Consider the following 19,109-nt stretch of genomic DNA (forward strand, 5'->3'; position numbering starts at 1 on the left):
TCTGGGAACGCTTGCAGGCTGCCGTCCGCCCCATCCATCGACAGGGCGGACGGGCAAAGGTCAGTCGATCACTTCGACGTCGGCCATCATGTCGGGCTGGCCGATGACGGCGCCGTTCGGGCCCTCGCCGCGCTTGATCGCGTCCAGCACGTCAAGCCCTTCGGTCACGCGGCCCACAACGGTGTACTGCCCGTTCAGGTGCGGAGCCGGGGCGAACATGATGAAGAACTGCGAGTTGGCCGAGTTCGGGTCGGCGGTGCGGGCCATGCCCACGACGCCGCGCTCGAAGGGCTCGTCCGAGAACTCGGCGGGCAGGTCGGGGCGGTCCGAGCCGCCGGTGCCCGCGCGACGCATGTCGCCGCCCTCGAACTTGCCGAACTCGCCGTCGCCGGTCTGGGCCATGAAGCCTTCGATGACGCGGTGGAACACCACGCCATCGTAGAAGCCTTCCTCGGCCAGCGCGGTGATCTGCGCCACGTGCTCGGGCGCGACGTCTTCCAGCAGGTCGATCTCGATGACGCCGTTGGCCTCGCCCTCGACGGTGATCCGCAGGCCGGTGGCGGCGGCGGGCAGCGCGAAGGCCGGGGCGGCCAGCAGGCAGGTCGCCAGGAACAGCTTACGCATCGGCCGCCACCTTGACCGACAGCATCTTGTCGGGGCTCGCGGGGGGCTCGCCCCGGGTAATCGCGTCGACATGCTCCATCCCCGAGATCACGCGGCCATAGACCGTGTACTGGCGGTTCAGGAAGTGGTTGTCGGAGAAGTTGATGAAGAACTGCGAGTTCGCCGAGTTCGGGTTCTGCGACCGGGCGGCGCCCAGCGTGCCGCGGTCATGCGGGATGCCGGAGAATTCGGCGGGCAGGTTCGGCTTGTCCGAGCCGCCGGTGCCGGCGCGGCGCAGGTCGAAGTCCTTGTCGGTGTTGCCGTTGGCGACGTCGCCGGTCTGGGCCATGAAGCCGTCGATGACGCGGTGGAACACAACGTTGTCATAGGCGCCTTCGCGGGCGAGTTCCTTCATGCGCTTGCAATGCTCGGGCGCGATGTCGGTCAGAAGCTCGATCACCACGTCGCCGCCTTTCAGCGTCATGATGATGGTGTTCTCGGGGTCCTTGATTTCGGCCATGTCGGTCCTCTTTCACAATTCGCGCGCAAACTAGGCGCAACGGGGGCCGAGGAAAAGCGGGAATGGTCTTGTTTTCCGCCGCACCGCGGCGCACTACATCGGCAAGCGGATCGACCGAAGGAGAGCGGCATGAGCTGGAAAACCCTTGACGACATGGACCTTGACGGAAAGGTCGTGCTGACCCGGGTCGACATAAACGTGCCGATGGAAAACGGGAAAGTGACCGACACGACGCGGATCGACCGCATCGTTCCCACCGTGAAGGACATCCTCGAAAAGGGCGGCAAGCCGGTCCTGATGGCTCACTTCGGACGCCCCAAGGGCAAGGAAGTGCCCGAGATGTCGTTGCAACAGGTGGTGCCCGCGCTGGAGGCCGCGCTGGGTGTTCCGGTGACTTTCGCCGAGAACTGCATCGGCGGTCCGGCCAAGATCGCGGTCTCGAAGATGGAGCCGGGGCAGGTGGTCCTGCTGGAAAACACCCGTTTCCACGAAGGCGAGGAAGGCAACGACGATATGTTCGCCGCCGCGCTGGCGGCGCTTGGCGAGGTCTACTGCAACGACGCGTTTTCCGCCGCGCACCGCGCGCATGCCTCGACCGAGGGCATCGCCCGGCTGCTGCCGTCCTGCGCGGGCCGACTGATGCAGGCCGAGCTTGAGGCGCTGGAAACGGCGCTTGGCAATCCGCAGCGCCCGGTCGTGGCGGTTGTGGGCGGCGCCAAGGTTTCGACCAAGCTGGAACTTCTGTCGAACCTGATCGAGAAGGTGGACACGCTGGTGATCGGCGGCGGCATGGCCAACACCTTCCTCGCGGCGCAGGGCATCGACGTGGGCAAGTCGCTGGCCGAGCACGAGATGGCCGACACCGCGCGCGAGATCGTCGAAAAGGCGAACAGCACCGGCTGCACCATCCTGCTGCCCTCGGACGTGGTCGTGGCGCGCGAGTTCAAGGCCGGCGCCGAGAACGAGACCGTGCCCGCCGACGCCTGTCCGTCCGACGCGATGATCCTGGACGCAGGCCCCGCGACGGTGGTCGAGATCGGCGAAATCTTCGCGCAGTCGAAAACGCTGATCTGGAACGGCCCGCTGGGTGCGTTCGAGATCGCGCCGTTCGACGCCGCGACGGTCGCGGCGGCCAAGAAGGCCGCCGAGCTGACGCAGGCGGGCGAGCTTGTCTCGGTCGCGGGCGGCGGTGACACGGTCGCGGCGCTGAACCATGCGGGGGCGGGCGATTCCTTCACCTATGTCTCCACCGCGGGCGGAGCGTTTCTGGAATGGATGGAGGGCAAGACTTTGCCCGGAGTTGCCGCCCTCGAGGGTTGATTTCCCGGCGCAGCTTATGTCTGATCCGCCTCGACAGACTTTTGACGAGAGGATTTGAGATGCGTCGTCTGCTTGCCGCAACCGCGGCAGTTTCCGCCCTTATTCCAGCGGCTTCCCAAGCACAGGACAAGGTCACGCTGTGGGACGTTCTGTCCCTCGACCGGATCGCCCAGTCTTTCCTGCACAGTGGCATCCAGATGCTGCGCACGCAGATGGACCTGCAATACGGCGATCTGGCCGTCGATCTGCGGCGCAGCCGGGTCACCATGACCGACATCACCGCGTGGCCGTTCCTTGACTGGGACGAATACGGCGAGTGCGAGATCAACATCGGCGCGCTGACCTTCGTCGGCACGCCGATCGACATCACCGACCGGTTCAACGGCAAGGCGCGGATCTCCGGGCTGACGGCGACGCAGGCCTGTTTCCCCTCGGAAACCCACATGGGCTTCGAGATGGCGGGGCTCGACACCCTGACCATCCCGCGCATGACCATCGATATGGACTATGGCATGCCGTCCTCGGACGCCTTGGTGCGGGTCTTCGCCGACGTGGACGGCGTGGCGACCTTCGATCTCAGTGCCGACTTCTCGTATTTCTGGTTCGATGGGCGCGACGACATGGAAGAGCCGGACCCGGTCTGGTTCCTCGACACCGCGACCCTCTCGGTCGAGAACAAGGGCCTGTGGGACGCGCTGTCCGGCATCCTGCCGCCGCCGCTGACCGGAGAGAACTCTGGCCCGGCGATGCGCGAGATGGTCGTCAGCGGCATGACGGGCGGCGCGCCCGAAGCGCCGTCGCCCGCGATGAACGCGTTCCTCGACAGTCTTGAACAGGTCTGGCCGCAATTCGTCGCCAACCCGGAACGGCTGGTGCTTGAGACCGGGTTCGAGGGCGACGTCTATATCGACTTCGAGGCGATCGACGACGATCCCGACGAAATCTTCGTCCTGTTCGAGCCGAAGCTGGCTCTGGCGCCCGCGCGGGTGTCGGCGGCGGTGCCGGTTGCGCTGCTGGGTCAGGCGACCGGCGACGCGGCGGCGGATCTTTCGGACGCGGACAAGGCCACCGTGGGCGAGGCGCTGCTGACCGGCCTCGGTGCGCCGCGCAACGTCAGCGCGGGCGTCGCGCTGCTGGAGCCGCTGGCCGAGGCGGGCGACGCAGGCATCGCGCTGCTGCTGGCAAAGGCGCTGGAAGCGCGTGACCCGGACGCCGCCTATGAATGGGCGCTGAAGGCCGGGGCAGGCGGCGAGGCGGGGGCGACCGCGCTGCTCGACAAGCTGGAGAACACGCTGGACTTCGCGACGGTCCTGTCGCTGCAGGATAGCGTCTCGGGCGCCGACAGCCTGCCGTCCGACGCGCTGCAATCGCTTGGCGCGATCCGCGAGCAGGCCGCCATGCGCCTGTCGGGCCGTGGCGCGGCGCGGTCCTACGGGATCGCGGCGATGTACGCGATGCTGGCCTCTGCGGCAGGCGATCCCGAAGCCGCCGACATGCTGACCGAGATCGACGAACTGGTCCGCCTTGGCGGTGACGCCGCCGCCGCGGCGTGGTCCGGGACCGAGGCGCGCTATTCCGATCTCGCGATGGAAGTCTGGGTCGAACAGGACCTGCCCGCGCGCTTCGCAGAATAGGCGGGTTTCGCGACAATCAGGCGTCCGGCGCGGGATCAGACCTCCGCGCCGGGGGCGATTTTCAGAAAAATCCCGCGCATGCGGGACGTTAGCGATACCAGCAATTCCCCCTGTCCCGCACTTCCCGTAGACGGGTGCTGGACCGAGACAGAAGAGGAGCCCCGCGATGAAGGCCACCGGAACCGTCAAGAAGATCCTTGCGAACTACGAGGGCGAGAACCCCGGCGTCAAAGGCAAGCTGTGCCAGATGCTGATGAACGGCAAGCTCGCCGGCACCGGCAAGATGATCATCCTGCCCGTGGACCAGGGGTTCGAGCACGGACCCGCCCGCAGCTTCGCCCCGAACCCGGAAGGGTACGACCCGCACTATCATTACAAGCTGGCCATCGACGCGGGCCTGTCGGCCTACGCCGCGCCGCTTGGGCCGCTTGAAGCGGGCGCCGACACCTTCGCGGGCCAGATCCCGACGATCCTCAAGGTGAACTCGGCGAACTCGCTGATGTCCGGCACCTCGGGCAAGAACCAGGCCGTGACCGCCTCGGTCGACGACGCGCTGCGTCTTGGCTGCGCCGCCATCGGCTTTACCATCTACCCGGGTTCGGACATGGCGCTTGATATGTTCGAAGAGATCGTCGAGATGCGGAAAGAGGCCGCCGCCAAGGGCGTCGCCACCGTGATCTGGTCCTACCCGCGCGGTGAAGGCATCACCAAGGAAGGCGAGACCGCGATCGACGTCGGCGCCTACGCCGCCCACATGGCGGCGCTGCTGGGGGCGCACATCATCAAGATCAAGCTCTCGACCGACCACATCATGCAGCCCGAGGCGAAGAAGTCCTTCGAGGCCGCCGGCATCGATATCTCGACGCAGGCCGCCCGCGTGAAGGAATGCGTGCGCTCGTCCTTCGACGGCCGCCGGATCATCGTGTTCTCGGGCGGCGCCTCGAAAGGGGCCGACGCGGTTTATGACGACGCCCGCGCGATCCGCGACGGTGGCGGCAACGGCTCGATCATCGGCCGCAACAGCTTCCAGCGGTCGCGCGAGGACGCGCTGGAAATGCTGGGCAAGCTGGTCGACATCTACAAGGGCAAGGCCTGAGCCTTCTCCTGATCCGTAAGGACACGCTGCGGGGCCCTTCGGGGCCCCGTTCGCGTTCTGGGCCATCCGCCGCGCCGGTTGTCTTTCCCGGCCCGCGGTGGTCTGGTGCGCGCAAGCCAAACTGGACGCCAAACGGGAAGAGACCATGACCATCGAGACTACCCATGTCGGAAGCCTTCCGCGCGGAGACGCCCTGTCGGCGCTGCTGCTCGCGAAGGACAAGGGCGAGCCCTACGACAAGGCCGAGTTCGAGGCCGCCGTGCAGGCCGCGATCAACGAGGCGGTGAAGAACCAGATCGCCGCCGGTGTCTCGATCGTGTCGGACGGCGAGCTTGGGAAGGTCGGCTATTCCACCTACATGCAGGAACGCCTCAGCGGGTTCGGCGGCCACATCGACCGGAAGCCCGCCAAGGACCTTGCCGCGCATCCGGGGCTGGCGAAGAAACTCAGCGCCATCATGGGCAGCCAGGAGTTCACCCGCGCCTCGTGTATCGACGCGGTGAAGCTGGTCGACCTGCAACCCGCGCTGGACGACATCCGCCGCTTCAAGGCCGCGCTCGAAGCCGAGGGCAAGGGCACCAAGGCTTTCATGAACGCGGCCTCGCCGGGGCTGATCACCGCGTTTCAGGTGAACCGCTATTACCCGGACCACGAAAGCTATCTGTCGGCGCTGGTCGACGCGATGCGGCCCGAGTACGAAGCGATCCTCGACGCGGGCTTCGACATCCAGTTCGACTGCCCCGACCTCGCCATGTCGGCGCACACCGGCTATCAGGATATGTCGCAGGACGAGTTCGTGAAGGTCGCCGCGATGAACGTCGAGGCGCTGAACGCCGCGACCGAAGGACTGCCCGCCGACCGGATGCGGATGCACCTGTGCTGGGGCAACTACGAGGGTCCGCACGACCACGATATCCCGCTTGAGAAGGTGATCGACGTGGTGCTCTCGGCGCGGCCCAGCACCATCCTGTTCGAAAGCGCGAACCCCTGCCACGAACACGAGTGGACCGTCTGGCGCGACGCCGAGATCCCGGACGACAAGATCCTTGCGCCGGGCGTGATCGACACCTGCTCGAACTATGTCGAGCACCCGCAACTGATCGCACAGCGGCTTGGCCGGTTCATCGACATCGTCGGCGCGGACCGGGTGGTCGCCAGCACCGACTGCGGCTTCGGCACCTTCGCGGGCTATGGCAAGATCGACCCCGAGGTGACGTGGAAAAAGCTGCGCAACCTGCGTGCGGGCGCCGATCTGGCGGCCTGAGCCGGCGGGGCCGCCGGCCTTCCTAGCCCGCGTCGGGAATGTCGAAGCCCGGCGCGGCCAGTTCGAACCCCTCGAACCGGAAGGCGGGCGACACGGTGCAGCCCACCAGCGCCCAGCCGTCGGGGGCATGGGCGGCCTGCCAGTGATGTTTGGGGACGATCACCTGCGGTTGCTCTCCGGCGGCAAGGTCGGGGCCGAGGCGATGCGCGACGGCGGGGCCCGCGTCGGTCGCGGCAAGGCGCAGGGTCAGGGGCGTTCCGGCGTAGAAGTGCCAGATCTCGGTGGCGTCCACGCGGTGCCAGTGGCTGCGTTCGCCCTGTTTCAGCAGGAAATGAATGCAGGTTCCGGCGGGCCGTGCATCGCCCTCGGCCTGTGCGATCCACGTCTGGCGGAACCAGCCGCCCTCGGGGTGCGGCTCCAGCCGCAGGTTCTCGATGATCTCGTCCGCCGTCATGGCCATTGCGCGCCTCCGCTGCCTGTCCTCAAGGGGTAGCGGGGCAGGGCAATCGCCACAAGCCGGGGAACCTCTGACGGCTCACGGGCGTTTCACCGCTAACTGACATTTTCGCGAGGATACCATGTATCGCACGACCCTTATCGCCATGGCCTGTCTGGCCGCCCAGCCGCTGATGGCGCAGGACGACACCGCTACCGAGACGCCGCCGCCGGTGATCGAGGACAGCAGCGACGGCGACATGGCCTCTGACACCGCGCCCGCGGAAGAACCGGCGGGCATGATGCACAACGCGCCGCTCATCGCGGCCGGCGCGCTGGACGACGCCGCGATCTACTCGCTGGGCGAGACCTACGATCAGGCGATCTGGGACAGCGGCGAGCCGTTTGGCCCGATAACGACCGGCTGGAACGAGATCGGCGACGTCGAGGACGTGGTGCTGGACAGCTCGGCCATGGTGGTCGGCGTGACGGTCGACGTGGGCGGCTTCCTCGGCATCGGTCAGACCACCGTGCTTCTTCCGACCGACGATCTGCGCCTGGTGCAGACGCCCGAGGACGGCGGTTTCTACATCGTCACCCGCATGAGCCGCGAACAGATCGAGGACGCGGAAGAGATCGACACGCTTCTGGGCGAAGACTGACCTCTTCTTTGGTCTGAAAATATCCCAGGGGGGTGCGGGGGGACAGCGTCCCCCCGTCCGGATCGGATCGCCGCAGGCGGTCCGATTTACTGTTTCAGGATCGACGTTCCAGCGTAGATCGCGGTTTCGCCCAGCATTTCCTCGATCCGGATCAGCTGGTTGTACTTCGCCAGCCGGTCCGACCGTGCCAGCGAGCCGGTCTTGATCTGACCGCAGTTGGTGGCGACGGCGAGGTCTGCGATCGTCGCGTCCTCGGTCTCGCCAGAGCGGTGCGACATCACGTTGGTATAGCGTGCGCGGTGGGCCATATCGACGGCCTTCAGCGTCTCGGACAGCGAACCGATCTGGTTCACCTTCACCAGCATCGAGTTGGCGCAGCCGCGCTTGATGCCGTCGGACAGGCGGTCGGGGTTGGTCACGAACAGGTCGTCGCCCACCAGTTGCACCTTGTTGCCGATGGCGTCGGTCAGGGCCTTCCAGCCGTCCCAGTCATCCTCGGCCATGCCGTCCTCGATCGAGATGATCGGGTAGTCGTTCACCAGACCCTGCAGGTAGGCGACGTTCTCGTCGGACGACAGCACCTTGCCTTCGCCCTTCATGTTGTACTTGCCGTTCTCGTAATATTCGGTCGAGGCGGCGTCGAGCGCGAGGTAGATATCCTCGCCCGGCTTGTAGCCGGCTTTTTCGATGGACTTCAGGATGAAGTCGAGCGCGTCGCGGGTGCCTTTCAGTTCCGGGGCGAAGCCGCCTTCGTCACCAAGGCCGGTGGACATGCCGGCGGCCGAAAGTTCCTTTTTCAGCGTGTGGAACACTTCCGACCCCATGCGCACCGCTTCGCGGATGTCGGTGGCCGACACCGGCATGATCATGAATTCCTGGATGTCGATCGGGTTGTCGGCGTGTTCGCCGCCGTTGATGATGTTCATCATCGGCACCGGCAGCACGCGGGCCGAGGTGCCGCCCACGTAGCGGAACAGCGGCTGGGCGCAGAAATCGGCGGCGGCTTTCGCGGTGGCCAGCGACACGCCGAGGATGGCGTTGGCGCCAAGACGGCCCTTGTTCGAAGTGCCGTCCAGTTCGATCATCGCGGCGTCGATGGCTTCCTGCTCGGTGGCGTCGAAGCCCACGAGGTTTTCGGCGATCTCGCCGTTGACCGAGGCCACGGCCTCCAGCACGCCCTTGCCCATGTAGCGGGACTTGTCCCCGTCGCGGCGTTCCACGGCCTCGTGTGCGCCGGTCGAGGCGCCCGAGGGAACGGCGGCGCGGCCCATGGTGCCGTCTTCGAGGATCACGTCGACCTCGACGGTGGGGTTGCCCCGGCTGTCGAGGATCTCGCGGGCGTGGATGTCGATGATGGTGCTCATGAAGCTCTCCGGCACGTGAATTGAGTCGGTTGAGCTATAGCAAACCGGGACGCGGGGGGTAACGGTGGTTTCCGTTGCGGCGGCCACACATCCCCGAAGGCGGGCGCAAAGGCGGGCGGAACGTCGCGGGTCGGCACGAAAAAGGGGCGCCCGACGGGCGCCCCTTTCGAATGTCGGTACCCTGCCGGATCAGCAGGAGTAGTACATCTTGAACTCGACCGGGTGCGGCGTGTGTTCGAAGGCGTAGATCTCTTCCCACTTGAGGTCCATGTAGCCCTCGATCTGGCCTTTGGTGAACACGTCACCGGCCAGCAGGAAGTCGCAGTCCTTCTCCAGCTCGTCCATGGCTTCGCGAAGCGAGGCGCAGACGGTCGGGATACCGGCCAGCTCTTCCGGCGGCAGGTCGTACAGGTCTTTGTCCATCGCCGCGCCGGGATCGATCTTGTTCTTGATGCCGTCGAGGCCAGCCATCAGCAGGGCCGAGAAGCACAGGTAGGGGTTCGACGACGGGTCGGGGAAGCGGGCTTCCACGCGCTTGGCCTTCGGCGATTCCGCCCACGGGATCCGGACGCAGCCCGAACGGTTGCGGGCCGAGTAGGCGCGCAGAACGGGGGCTTCGAAGCCCGGGATCAGGCGCTTGTAGGAGTTGGTCGACGGGTTGGTGAAGGCGTTCAGGGCCTTGGCGTGCTTCAGGATGCCGCCGATGTACCACAGGGCCTCGTCGCTGAGGTCGGCGTACTTGTCACCGGCGAACAGCGGCTTGCCGTCTTTCCAGACCGACATGTTCACGTGCATGCCCGTGCCGTTGTCGCCTGCGATCGGCTTCGGCATGAAGGTGGCCGACTTGCCGTAGGCGGCGGCGACCTGGTGGATGACGTACTTGTACTTCTGCAGCTCGTCGGCCTGGTGGGTGACGGTGCCGAAGATCAGGCCAAGCTCGTGCTGGCACGAAGCCACCTCGTGGTGGTGCTTGTCGACCTTCATGCCCATGCGCTTCATGGTCGACAGCATCTCGCCGCGGATGTCCTGCGCGTCGTCGATCGGCGGAACCGGGAAGTAGCCGCCCTTGACGCCGGGACGGTGGCCCATGTTGCCCATCTCGTAGTCGGTGTCGGTGTTCCAAGCGGCGTCGAGCGCGTCGACTTCGTAGGACACCTTGTTCATCGCCACAGAGTATTTGACGTTGTCGAACAGGAAGAATTCAGCTTCCGGGCCCATGTAGGCCGCGTCGCCGATGCCCGAGGACTTCAGGTAGGCCTCTGCCTTCTCGGCGGTGCCGCGCGGGTCGCGGTCGTAGGCTTCCATGGTGTCCGGTTCCACGACGGTACAGTGGATCGCCATGGTCTTCTCGGCGAAGAAGGGGTCCATGTAGGTCGACGCTGCGTCGGGCATCAGTTTCATGTCGGACTGGTCGATCGACTTCCAGCCGGCGATGGACGAACCGTCGAACATGAAGCCTTCTTCCAGGAAGTCCTCGTCGACCTGGTCGGACATGACGGTCACGTGTTGCAGCTTGCCGCGCGGATCGGTGAAGCGGATGTCGACGTATTCGACCTCTTCATCCTTGATCGTCTTGATAACGTCAGCGTTGCTCATTGTTTTTCCCTTGTCGTGGAACGGTATTCGGTTGTCTGAGATATTTCGGAACGCGTCTTAAAGCGCGTCTTCCCCGGATTCGCCGGTCCGGATCCGGATCGCCTGTTCGATCGAAGAGACGAAAATCTTGCCGTCGCCGATCTTGTCGGTCTTGGCGGCGCCGATGATCGCCTCGATCGCGGCGTCGACCTGATCAGAGGCCAGAACGACCTCGATTTTCACCTTCGGCAGAAAGTCGACGACATATTCCGCACCACGGTAAAGCTCGGTGTGCCCTTTCTGGCGACCGAACCCTTTGACCTCGATCACGGAAAGACCTTGCACTCCGATTTCCTGCAGGGCCTCCTTTACCTCATCAAGCTTGAATGGCTTGATGATCGCCTCGATCTTCTTCATGTGGTGCGACTCCCTAGATACCCTGCGGTCTGTGGTTCAAGATCATTTCTATTGGACCCCCACAATTCGCGAGGGTGACAGCCCAGCGTAGCACGTAGGGAAATCCGGGGTGGTGATTAAATTTTATGCGGTTTGATCGTTGATGCGTCAATATAGGAATGAGGGGGAAGTGAATCCGAATGACAATAGCGATTACGCCCGCAGAAATGCGCGAAGTCGAGGCAAAGGCGATCTCCTCGGGGTTGACGACCGGGCTTGAGTTGATGGAGCGCGCCGGCGCCAGCGTGGTGGAAGCGATCCTTGCGAAATGGCCAACGGACGTGGACGCGCCGCGTCGGGCAGTGGTGCTGTGCGGGCCCGGCAACAACGGCGGTGACGGGTTCGTCGTCGCGCGCCTGCTGCACGAAAAGGGCTGGACCGTGGTCGTCGGACTTTACGGCGACCCTGCGAAACTGCCGCCCGACGCCCGCACGAATTACGAGCGCTGGTGCGCCATCGGAACGGTCGAAAGCTTCCCGCCCGCGACCTCTTATGAACCGTTCCTTGGCGTCTACGCCCCCGGTGCGGTCTTCGTCGACGCGCTGTTCGGCATCGGCCTCTCGCGCCCGATCGACTTCGACCTTTTTACCGGCGTCTGCGGGCTGGTCGAGAATACCTTCGCGGCGAACTGGAACGTGGTCGCCATCGACATCCCCACCGGGCTCGACGCCGAAACCGGCGCGCTGCTGTGCGGTCCGCCGCCGCATCCCGGCATTGCCGCCGCAGCCGATCTGACGGTGACCTTCCACGCCCCCAAGACCGGACACCTGACCGGCGAGGGGCCGGCGGTCTGCGGCGAACTGGTGGTCAAGGACATCGGTCTGTGACCCGCCGCCGCTTCTTCTGACCGAAACTCTCGCCGCCGGAGGCAGAATGACCGACACAGTCCCCGAAATCGGCGCCACGCCCGAAATGTGGGAGCGGCTGGCCAAGCGCTCTGACAACCACAAGTACGGCCACGGCCATGTGCTCGTCCTGAGCGGCGGGCCGGGCCGGGGCGGTGCCGCCCGGATGGCGGCGCGGGGCGCGCTGCGGATCGGGGCCGGTCTGGTGACGCTGGGCGTGCCGCCCGCCGCGCAGCAGGAGAACGCCGCCCGGCTCGACGCGATCATGCTGCGCCGCGTGGCCGACGCCGCCGCGCTGACCGGGTTGCTGGAGGATGAGCGGCTGAACGCGGTTTGCATCGGGCCGGGGCTGGGCCTGACCGACGACCACGCCGCGCTTGTCGCCGCCGTGCTGGCCGCCGGACGGGCGACCTTGCTGGACGCGGACGCGCTGACGCTTCTGTCCCGCGACCCGGTGCTGGCGGACATGCTGCACGAGGGCTGCGTCCTGACGCCCCACGCGGGCGAGTTCGGACGGCTGTTTTCCGCCATCGCCGAGAATGTGCCCGACCGCATCGACGCCACCCGCGCCGCCGCGGCACAGGCGGGCTGCACCGTGTTGTTGAAGGGCGCGGTGACCGCCATCGCCAGCGCCGACGGCACCACCGCCATCCACCGCGCCGAAGGCCCGCGCGCCGCGCCGTGGCTGGCGACCGCTGGGGCAGGGGACGTGCTGGCGGGCTTCGTCTCGGGGCTGCTGGCGCGGGGCTTCGATCCGCTTCAGGCCGCCGAGACCGGCGCGTGGCTGCATGTCGAATGCGCCCGTGCCTTCGGCCCCGGCCTGATCGCCGAGGACCTGCCCGACATGCTGCCACAGGTCTTCCGCACGCTCGGTCTGTAACGGGTCAGGCTTGTTCCGCCCGGAAGCAACTCGGTCGGAGGCTCGGAAACCTGTCGTCCGCCCGCCGGTTCAGGCAGAGCAACTCGCCCCGCCCAGCACGCAGAACTTGGCGCAATGCGGGTGGTTCAACTGCACCGCGCCTTCGGCGTCGGCCAGCGTCTCGCCCAACTCGAACTGCGGGTCATAGGGCAGAAGGGTGCAGGCCACCACGGCAGGGCGGGCGGCGCCCTTGCGCTTGACCACCATCCGGCTGGACGCGCACATCACCTGTTCGGGCGCCTTGTTCAGAATGCCCCAGCAGGCGGTGGTGATCTCGGGCACCTCGACGCGCTCGTCCATTTCGGGAAACAGAACCGTCTGGCCCGGGTCGGCGGCGTCGATGGCAAAGCCATGGCGGGCGTAGAACCCGGCATAGCCCGCGCGCGCCTCTGCTTTGTCCTCGTGCCACAGGGTGCGCCCGGCCACCGTCATCCGCGCACCGGTGTCGCGCAGCCATTCCATCCCCTCGACCGTCTTCGCGAAGCTGCCGGCGCCGCGTTCCTCGTCGTGCTTCTCCGCCGACCAGTGATCGACCGAGATCCGCAGCGTCAGGCGGTCGCCGTACTCTGCCACCAGCGTCGCCAGCCCTTCGCGCACGCGGGGCCGCATCATCGGCCGCATCGCGTTGGTGAGGATCAGCACCTCGTAGCCGCGCACCAGCGACCGGCGGGCCATCTCGACCATCTCGGGGTTCATGAAGGGTTCGCCGCCGGTAAAGCCGATTTCGCGCACGTCCCAGTTCCGGGCCTCAAGCTGGTCGAGGTAATCGGACACCTCGTCGGCGGTCAGATAGACAAGCCGGTCGTTCTCGGGCGAGCTTTCGATATAGCAGTTCACGCACTCGATGTTGCACAGCGTCCCGGTGTTGAACCACAGCGTCTGCGGATCGGACAGCGGCACAGAGGCGCGCGTTTCTCCCTTCGCGGTCACGAAGGGGTCCGAGAACTTAGCATGTTCCGCGTTTTCGAGCGCCTGATCTTTCATTCCGTCTCCGCCGGTTTGCGTTTCATGGCAGCCTAGTCCCCGGACATTCCGACGAAAACCCGCACAAATGGCGCATGTCGCGGTTGTGATGCCGCATCCTCGCGCTAGACTTGGCGGGAAGTTGTGATAAATCCAGCCCCGTTAGCGCTAACCACATCCCGGAAAGGTCGCTCATGGTCTCCCGCGTCATCCCTGTGGATCCCTTCGATCTGGTCATCTTCGGCGGCACCGGCGATCTGGCCCGCCGCAAGATCCTGCCGGGCCTCTACCGCCGGTTCTGGGCCGGCCAGATGCCCGAGGACGCCCGCATCGTCGGCTGCTCCCGCCACGACATGTCCGACAAGGACTATCGCGAGGAAGTCCGCGCCGCGATTCAGGAATTCGCGCTTGAAGGCAAGGACGACACCGACAAGATTGACGCATTCCTTGAAATCATCAGCTTCGTCGCGGTGGACGCCACCGGCGACAAGGGCTGGACGGAACTGGCGAAGAAGGTGCGCGAGGACGTGGTCCATGCGTTCTATTTCTCGGTCGGTCCCAGCCTGTTCGGCGATCTGGCCGAGCGGCTGCACAAGTACAAGATGGCCGGCAAGGAGACCCGCATCGTGGTCGAAAAGCCCTTCGGCCACGACCTGAAGTCCGCCAAGGCGCTGAACGCGACGCTGCGCAAGTATTTCGCGGAAGAGCAGATCTACCGCATCGACCACTATCTCGGGAAAGAGACGGTGCAGAACCTGATGGCGGTCCGCTTCGGCAACGTCCTGTTCGAGCCGCTGTGGAACGCGCTGTACGTCGATCACATCCAGATCACCGTGGCCGAGACGGTGGGCGTCGGCGGGCGCGGCAGCTATTACGACAAGTCCGGCGCGATGCGGGACATGGTGCAGAACCACCTGATGCAGCTTCTGTGCCTGATCGCGATGGAGCCGCCGCACCATTTCGAGCCCGACGCGGTGCGCGACGAGAAGCTGAAGGTGATCCGCGCGCTCGACCCGGTTCAGCCCGAGGACATCGTGCGGGGTCAGTACGAGGGCGACGACAAGGTCGCGAGCTATTTCGACGATGTCGAGGACAACGGCTCGATCACCGAAAGCTTCATCGCGATGAAGCTGCACATCTCGAACTGGCGCTGGAAGGGCACGCCGATCTACGTGCGCACCGGCAAGCGCATGAAGGCGCGCGCCTCCGAGATCGCGGTGGTGTTCAAGCACCCGCCGCACTCGATCTTCGGCGAGAAGTCGAACGACCGGCGTGGCAACGTGCTGGTGATCCGGCTCCAGCCGAACGAGGGCATGAACCTGCGCGTCACCATCAAAGAGCCGGGGCCGGGCGGCATGCGCCTGATCGAGGTGCCGCTGGATATGTCCTTCGCCGAGGCGCTGGGGCCGGACGCGGGTGACGTGGCCGACGCCTATGAACGGCTGATCATGGACGTAATCCGGGGCAACCAGACCCTGTTCATGCGCGGCGACGAGGTCGAGGCCGCCTGGGCCTGGGCCGATCCGATCATCGGCACGTGGGAAGAGTCGGGCGAGCGTCCGAAACCCTATGCCCCCGGCACCACGGGGCCGGAGGAATCGCTGATGCTGCTGTACCGCGAGGGACGCCGCTGGCGCGACGTGAAGGCATGAACTTCGTCGAATACGCCGACCGCGAGATGATGATGATGGACCTTGCCAACAAGCTGGCGGGCGAACTCAACAGTCATCTGATGCACGACGACACGGCGACGCTTGCCGTGCCCGGCGGCACCACGCCGGGGCCGGTGTTCGACGACCTCTGCGCCGCGCGGCTGGACTGGGGCCGGGTGAAGGTCATGCTGACGGATGAACGCTGGGTGCCGGGCGACAGCGACCGTTCGAACACCAAGCTGATCCGCGAGCGCCTGCTGGTCAGCCGCGCCTCGTCCGCCAGCTATATCCCGCTTTATGTCGACGCGCCCGAGCCCGAGGACAAGCTGGAAGCGCTGCGCGAGAGGGTCGAGGCGGCGTTGCCGATCACCGTGCTGCTGCTGGGCATGGGCGACGACATGCACACCGCGTCGCTGTTTCCGCATGGCGACGGGCTGGCCGAAGCGCTGGCTCCGGACGCGCCGGTCCTGCTGTCGGTCCGCACGCCGGACCAGCCCGAGGCCCGCGTCACCCTGTCGGCCCGCGTCCTGAAGGACGCGATGTCGACCCATATCGTCATCACCGGCGCCAAGAAGCGCGAGGCGCTGGAACGCGCCCGGAAAGAGCGCGACCCGATGGCCGCGCCGGTGATTTCCATCCTTCCCGAAGCAACGGTCCACTGGGCCGAGTAAAGCCGGGCAGAGCAAAAACGGGCGGAGTACAACCGATGTTCGAAGACCTGAAGTCCCACCTCGCCACTGTGAAAGAGCGCCGGATCCTGTCCCTGTTCGACGATGCAGACCGGGCCAAAACCTTCTCGACCGCCGCGCTTGGCATGCTGTTCGACTATTCCAAGACCAACATCGACCTGCACGCCCGCGACATGCTACTGGCGCTGGCCGAGGCGCGCGGCGTGGCCGAACGGCGCGAGGCGATGTTCACCGGCGAGAAGATCAACGAGACCGAGGGGCGAGCGGTTCTGCACACCGCGCTGCGCAATCCCGAAGGCTCGGTGACGGTCGACGGCGCCGACGTAATGCCCGGCGTGCGCGAGACGCTTGGGCGGATGGAACGCTTCGCCGCCGATCTGCGCGGCGGCGCGTTCACAACGCCCGCCGGCAAGCGGTTCACCGACGTGGTGAACATCGGCATCGGCGGGTCCGACCTTGGGCCCGCGATGGCGGTGCTGGCGCTGGCGCCCTATGCGGACGGCCCGCGCTGTCATTTCGTGTCGAATGTCGACGGCGCGCATATCCACGACGTGACCGCCGGGCTCGATCCCGAGACGACCCTGGTGATCGTGGCGTCGAAGACCTTCACCACCATCGAGACGATGACCAACGCCCGGACCGCCCGCGACTGGATCGCGGCGGCGGTGGGCGAGGACGCGGCAGGCGGCCATTTCGCGGCGCTGTCGTCGAACCTGGAAAAGACCGCCGACTTCGGCATCGACGAAAGCCGCGTGTTCGGCTTCGAGGACTGGGTCGGCGGGCGCTATTCCATGTGGGGGCCGATCGGCCTGTCACTGATGGTCGCGGTGGGGCCCGAGGACTTTCGCGAGTTCCTTGCCGGCGGCGCCGCGATGGACGCGCATTTCCGGGACGCCGAGGGCGCGGACAACATCCCGCTGATGCTGGCGCTTGTCGGCATCTGGCACAATCAGGTCTGCGGCCATGCGACCCGCGCCGTGCTGCCCTATGACCAGCGGCTGTCGCGACTGCCCGCCTACCTGCAACAGCTGGAGATGGAATCGAACGGCAAATCCGTCTCGATGGACGGCGCGCGGCTGGACTACAACTCGGGCCCCGTGGTCTGGGGCGAGCCGGGCACCAACGGCCAGCACGCGTTCTACCAGCTGATCCATCAGGGCACGCGGGTCATTCCTTGCGAGTTCATGGTAGCGGCCAAGGGCCACGAGCCGAAGCTCGTCCACCAGCACCAGTTGCTGATGGCCAACTGTCTTGCCCAGTCCGAGGCGCTGATGCGCGGCCGGTCGCTGGAGGAAGCCACCGGGAAGGTCGCGGGCACGTTCGAGGGCGCCGAGTTGGAGCGTCAGGCGCGGCACCGCGTGTTCGAGGGCAACCGCCCGTCCACGACGCTGGTCTACCCGCTGCTGACCCCGCGCATGCTGGGCCAGATCATCGCGCTGTACGAGCACCGCGTTTTCGTCGAGGGGGTGATCCTTGGCATCAACTCGTTCGACCAGTGGGGCGTCGAGCTTGGCAAGGAACTGGCCACCGCGCTGGGGCCCATCGTGGAGGGCAAGGAAAGCGCGGACGGGAAGGATGGCTCGACCCGGCAACTCGTGAATTACATACACCGTTACGCCAACTGAACCGGGTCGAACCGCCCCCTCCCGATCGGGAGCACGGTCGCTCCGCAATCAAGAGGGACGCGGAACGCGGCGGGACCTAAACAAGGGTTCCGGCTCCGCGCCTTATGCCCAGACACGAAGTGACTTACGGTAAAGTTTCATCCTGGTCGCATGTTTTGCGGCGGGGGTCGGCGACAAGTCGCTGATAACTCACGCAGTCCCCGATGGCCGTTAACCTTACCGGCGATGCTGTGCCGAACGACGCGAATGTGTCTTGCAAACTCATTGAAATTTATGAATGATCCAGTCCGCTCGCGAACAGGGGGACGCTTGAGAGTGAAGGCCGAACTACATCCGAGGCAGGGCGCGCGGCTGGCTGCGCTTGCCAGCTACGACATCCTGGATACGCCCCCCGAAGAGGCATTCGAAGAGGTCGTCGGGCTTGTTGCGCGTATCTGCGAGGTGCCGATCGCGCTGGTCTCGCTGGTCGAGGAACACCGCCAGTGGTTCAAGGCGCGGCTGGGGCTGGACGCGTCCGAAACGCCTGTGGAACAGTCGATCTGTTCGCATGCGATCCTCGGCGACGGTATCCTGGAAATCGAGGACACGCAGACCGATCCCCGCAGCGCCGACAACCCGCTGTGCATGGGCGACCGCGCGTTCCGCTTTTACGCGGGCGCGCCGCTGATCACGCCGGACGGGCTGCCGCTTGGCTCGCTATGCGTGCTGGACTACACGCCGCGCAGGCTGACCGAAGTGCAGCGCGAGACGTTGCGGGTGATGGCGAAGCAGGTGATGGCGCAACTGGACCTGCGCCTGTCGCTGCGCACCGCCGACACGCTGCGCCGCGAGATCGACCACCGGGTGAAGAACTCGCTGCAATCGCTGGCGGCTGTCGCCCGGTTCGAGGCGCGCCGGTCCAAGAGCGACGACGCCAAGCAGGCGCTGGAACGGGTCGGCCGCCGGATCGGCTCGGTCGCGGTCGTCCACGAACAGCTGTACCGCACCGGCACCGACCACACCGTCGCGCTGGACGCCTATCTTGAGAACCTCGCCCGCCACCTGACCGAGATCGCGCCGGATGGGATCACGGTCAGCGGCACCGCGCCGGCGGTTCAGATCGCCTCGGCCGACGCGGCGATGGTGGGGGTTCTGTTCAACGAGACCGCCGCCAACGCGTTCAAACATGCGTTTCCGGGCGAGCGGGTGGGGCACGTCCGCTATACGGCCGAACAGCTTGCCGACGGCCGGATCCGGTTCTCCTGCGAGGACGATGGCATCGGTCTGCCGGACGAGGCCGCGACGACGCGCGACGGTCTGGGCACGATGCTGGGCGAGGTGATCAGCCTCGAGCTTGACGGCATGCTGGACGTGACGCGCCTTGACCCCGGTCTTCGCATCACGCTCGAGTTCACCCCGAAAGAGCCCGGGTAGGGTGCGCATGAATGCGCACCGTACATTGTGATGCGGATCGGGGGTGGTTGGTGCGCATGAATGCGCACCCTACG

The 19,109-nt window shown here is 66.0% G+C and carries 18 protein-coding genes; 11 read left to right on the forward strand and 7 right to left on the reverse strand.

Annotated features, from left to right (window positions below; all coding sequences use genetic code 11):
* Positions 1-60: 60 nt before the first annotated feature.
* Together ACP156_RS05960 and ACP156_RS05965 are read right to left on the reverse strand one after the other, a co-directional pair.
* Complete coding sequence (locus tag ACP156_RS05960) at positions 61-624, reverse strand: peptidylprolyl isomerase (protein ID WP_425050389.1); 564 nt, start codon at positions 622-624, stop codon at positions 61-63.
* Positions 617-1,123: a peptidylprolyl isomerase gene (locus ACP156_RS05965; RefSeq protein ID WP_425050390.1), complete on the reverse strand. Its 507-nt coding sequence runs from the start codon at positions 1,121-1,123 to the stop codon at positions 617-619. The genes ACP156_RS05960 and ACP156_RS05965 overlap by 8 nt, the downstream gene beginning before the upstream one ends.
* Before the next feature lie 129 nt (positions 1,124-1,252).
* On the opposite strand from ACP156_RS05965, the gene ACP156_RS05970 reads away from it, so the two are divergent.
* The 4 genes from ACP156_RS05970 (at position 1,253) to ACP156_RS05985 (ending at position 6,437) form a co-directional block, all read left to right on the forward strand.
* Positions 1,253-2,443, forward strand: a complete 1,191-nt coding sequence (locus ACP156_RS05970) for a phosphoglycerate kinase (RefSeq protein ID WP_425050391.1) — start codon at positions 1,253-1,255, stop codon at positions 2,441-2,443.
* 59 nt (positions 2,444-2,502) lie between these two features.
* A complete protein-coding gene (locus ACP156_RS05975) occupies positions 2,503-4,077 on the forward strand; it encodes a hypothetical protein (protein WP_425050393.1) in 1,575 nt (524 codons plus the stop codon).
* A 166-nt stretch (positions 4,078-4,243) separates the two neighbouring features.
* Positions 4,244-5,173, forward strand: coding sequence for a class I fructose-bisphosphate aldolase (locus ACP156_RS05980; protein ID WP_425050394.1), 930 nt, complete (start codon positions 4,244-4,246; stop codon positions 5,171-5,173).
* Between the two features lie 145 nt (positions 5,174-5,318).
* On the forward strand, positions 5,319-6,437 hold the full coding sequence (locus tag ACP156_RS05985; protein WP_425050395.1) for a cobalamin-independent methionine synthase II family protein: 1,119 nt from the start codon (positions 5,319-5,321) through the stop codon (positions 6,435-6,437).
* Positions 6,438-6,459: 22 nt separating this feature from the next.
* On the opposite strand, the gene ACP156_RS05990 is transcribed toward ACP156_RS05985, so the two are convergent.
* On the reverse strand, positions 6,460-6,891 hold the full coding sequence (locus ACP156_RS05990; RefSeq protein WP_425050826.1) for a cupin domain-containing protein: 432 nt from the start codon (positions 6,889-6,891) through the stop codon (positions 6,460-6,462).
* A gap of 124 nt (positions 6,892-7,015) precedes the next feature.
* Here ACP156_RS05990 and ACP156_RS05995 point away from each other — a divergent pair, with 124 nt between their 5' ends.
* Complete coding sequence (locus tag ACP156_RS05995) at positions 7,016-7,534, forward strand: PRC-barrel domain-containing protein (RefSeq protein WP_425050396.1); 519 nt, start codon at positions 7,016-7,018, stop codon at positions 7,532-7,534.
* A gap of 86 nt (positions 7,535-7,620) precedes the next feature.
* Here ACP156_RS05995 and eno read toward each other — a convergent pair whose 3' ends face one another.
* The 3 genes from eno to ACP156_RS06010 form a co-directional block, all read right to left on the reverse strand.
* Positions 7,621-8,898, reverse strand: a complete 1,278-nt coding sequence (eno, locus tag ACP156_RS06000) for a phosphopyruvate hydratase (RefSeq protein ID WP_425050397.1) — start codon at positions 8,896-8,898, stop codon at positions 7,621-7,623.
* A 189-nt stretch (positions 8,899-9,087) separates the two neighbouring features.
* Positions 9,088-10,494 carry a type I glutamate--ammonia ligase gene (gene glnA, locus ACP156_RS06005; protein WP_425050398.1) on the reverse strand — a complete coding sequence of 469 codons (1,407 nt, stop codon included), beginning with the start codon at positions 10,492-10,494 and terminating at the stop codon, positions 9,088-9,090.
* 57 nt (positions 10,495-10,551) lie between these two features.
* Positions 10,552-10,890, reverse strand: coding sequence for a P-II family nitrogen regulator (locus tag ACP156_RS06010; RefSeq protein ID WP_275630941.1), 339 nt, complete (start codon positions 10,888-10,890; stop codon positions 10,552-10,554).
* A gap of 179 nt (positions 10,891-11,069) precedes the next feature.
* On the opposite strand from ACP156_RS06010, the gene ACP156_RS06015 reads away from it, so the two are divergent.
* Both ACP156_RS06015 and ACP156_RS06020 read left to right on the forward strand, forming a co-directional pair.
* Positions 11,070-11,756, forward strand: a complete 687-nt coding sequence (locus ACP156_RS06015; protein WP_425050399.1) for an NAD(P)H-hydrate epimerase — start codon at positions 11,070-11,072, stop codon at positions 11,754-11,756.
* Positions 11,757-11,802: 46 nt separating this feature from the next.
* A complete protein-coding gene (locus ACP156_RS06020; RefSeq protein ID WP_425050400.1) occupies positions 11,803-12,654 on the forward strand; it encodes an NAD(P)H-hydrate dehydratase in 852 nt (283 codons plus the stop codon).
* A gap of 69 nt (positions 12,655-12,723) precedes the next feature.
* On the opposite strand, the gene ACP156_RS06025 is transcribed toward ACP156_RS06020, so the two are convergent.
* The gene (locus tag ACP156_RS06025; RefSeq protein WP_425050401.1) at positions 12,724-13,677 is read right to left on the reverse strand and encodes a radical SAM protein; all 954 of its coding nucleotides are present in this window, start codon (positions 13,675-13,677) and stop codon (positions 12,724-12,726) included.
* A 173-nt stretch (positions 13,678-13,850) separates the two neighbouring features.
* Between ACP156_RS06025 and zwf the strand changes: the two genes are divergently transcribed.
* From zwf to ACP156_RS06045, 4 genes are all read left to right on the forward strand, one after another.
* Entirely contained in the window at positions 13,851-15,308 is a 1,458-nt protein-coding gene (gene zwf / locus ACP156_RS06030) for a glucose-6-phosphate dehydrogenase (protein ID WP_425050402.1), read from the forward strand.
* Complete coding sequence (pgl, locus tag ACP156_RS06035) at positions 15,305-15,979, forward strand: 6-phosphogluconolactonase (RefSeq protein ID WP_425050403.1); 675 nt, start codon at positions 15,305-15,307, stop codon at positions 15,977-15,979. Before zwf ends, pgl begins: the two co-directional genes overlap by 4 nt.
* Positions 15,980-16,014: 35 nt before the next feature.
* Positions 16,015-17,622, forward strand: coding sequence for a glucose-6-phosphate isomerase (gene pgi / locus ACP156_RS06040; RefSeq protein ID WP_425050404.1), 1,608 nt, complete (start codon positions 16,015-16,017; stop codon positions 17,620-17,622).
* Between the two features lie 315 nt (positions 17,623-17,937).
* Positions 17,938-19,035, forward strand: coding sequence for a histidine kinase dimerization/phosphoacceptor domain -containing protein (locus tag ACP156_RS06045; RefSeq protein WP_425050405.1), 1,098 nt, complete (start codon positions 17,938-17,940; stop codon positions 19,033-19,035).
* The last annotated feature ends 74 nt before the right edge of the window (positions 19,036-19,109 follow it).

It is taken from the genome of Psychromarinibacter sp. S121 (assembly GCF_049801035.1).
Lineage (GTDB): Bacteria > Pseudomonadota > Alphaproteobacteria > Rhodobacterales > Rhodobacteraceae > Psychromarinibacter.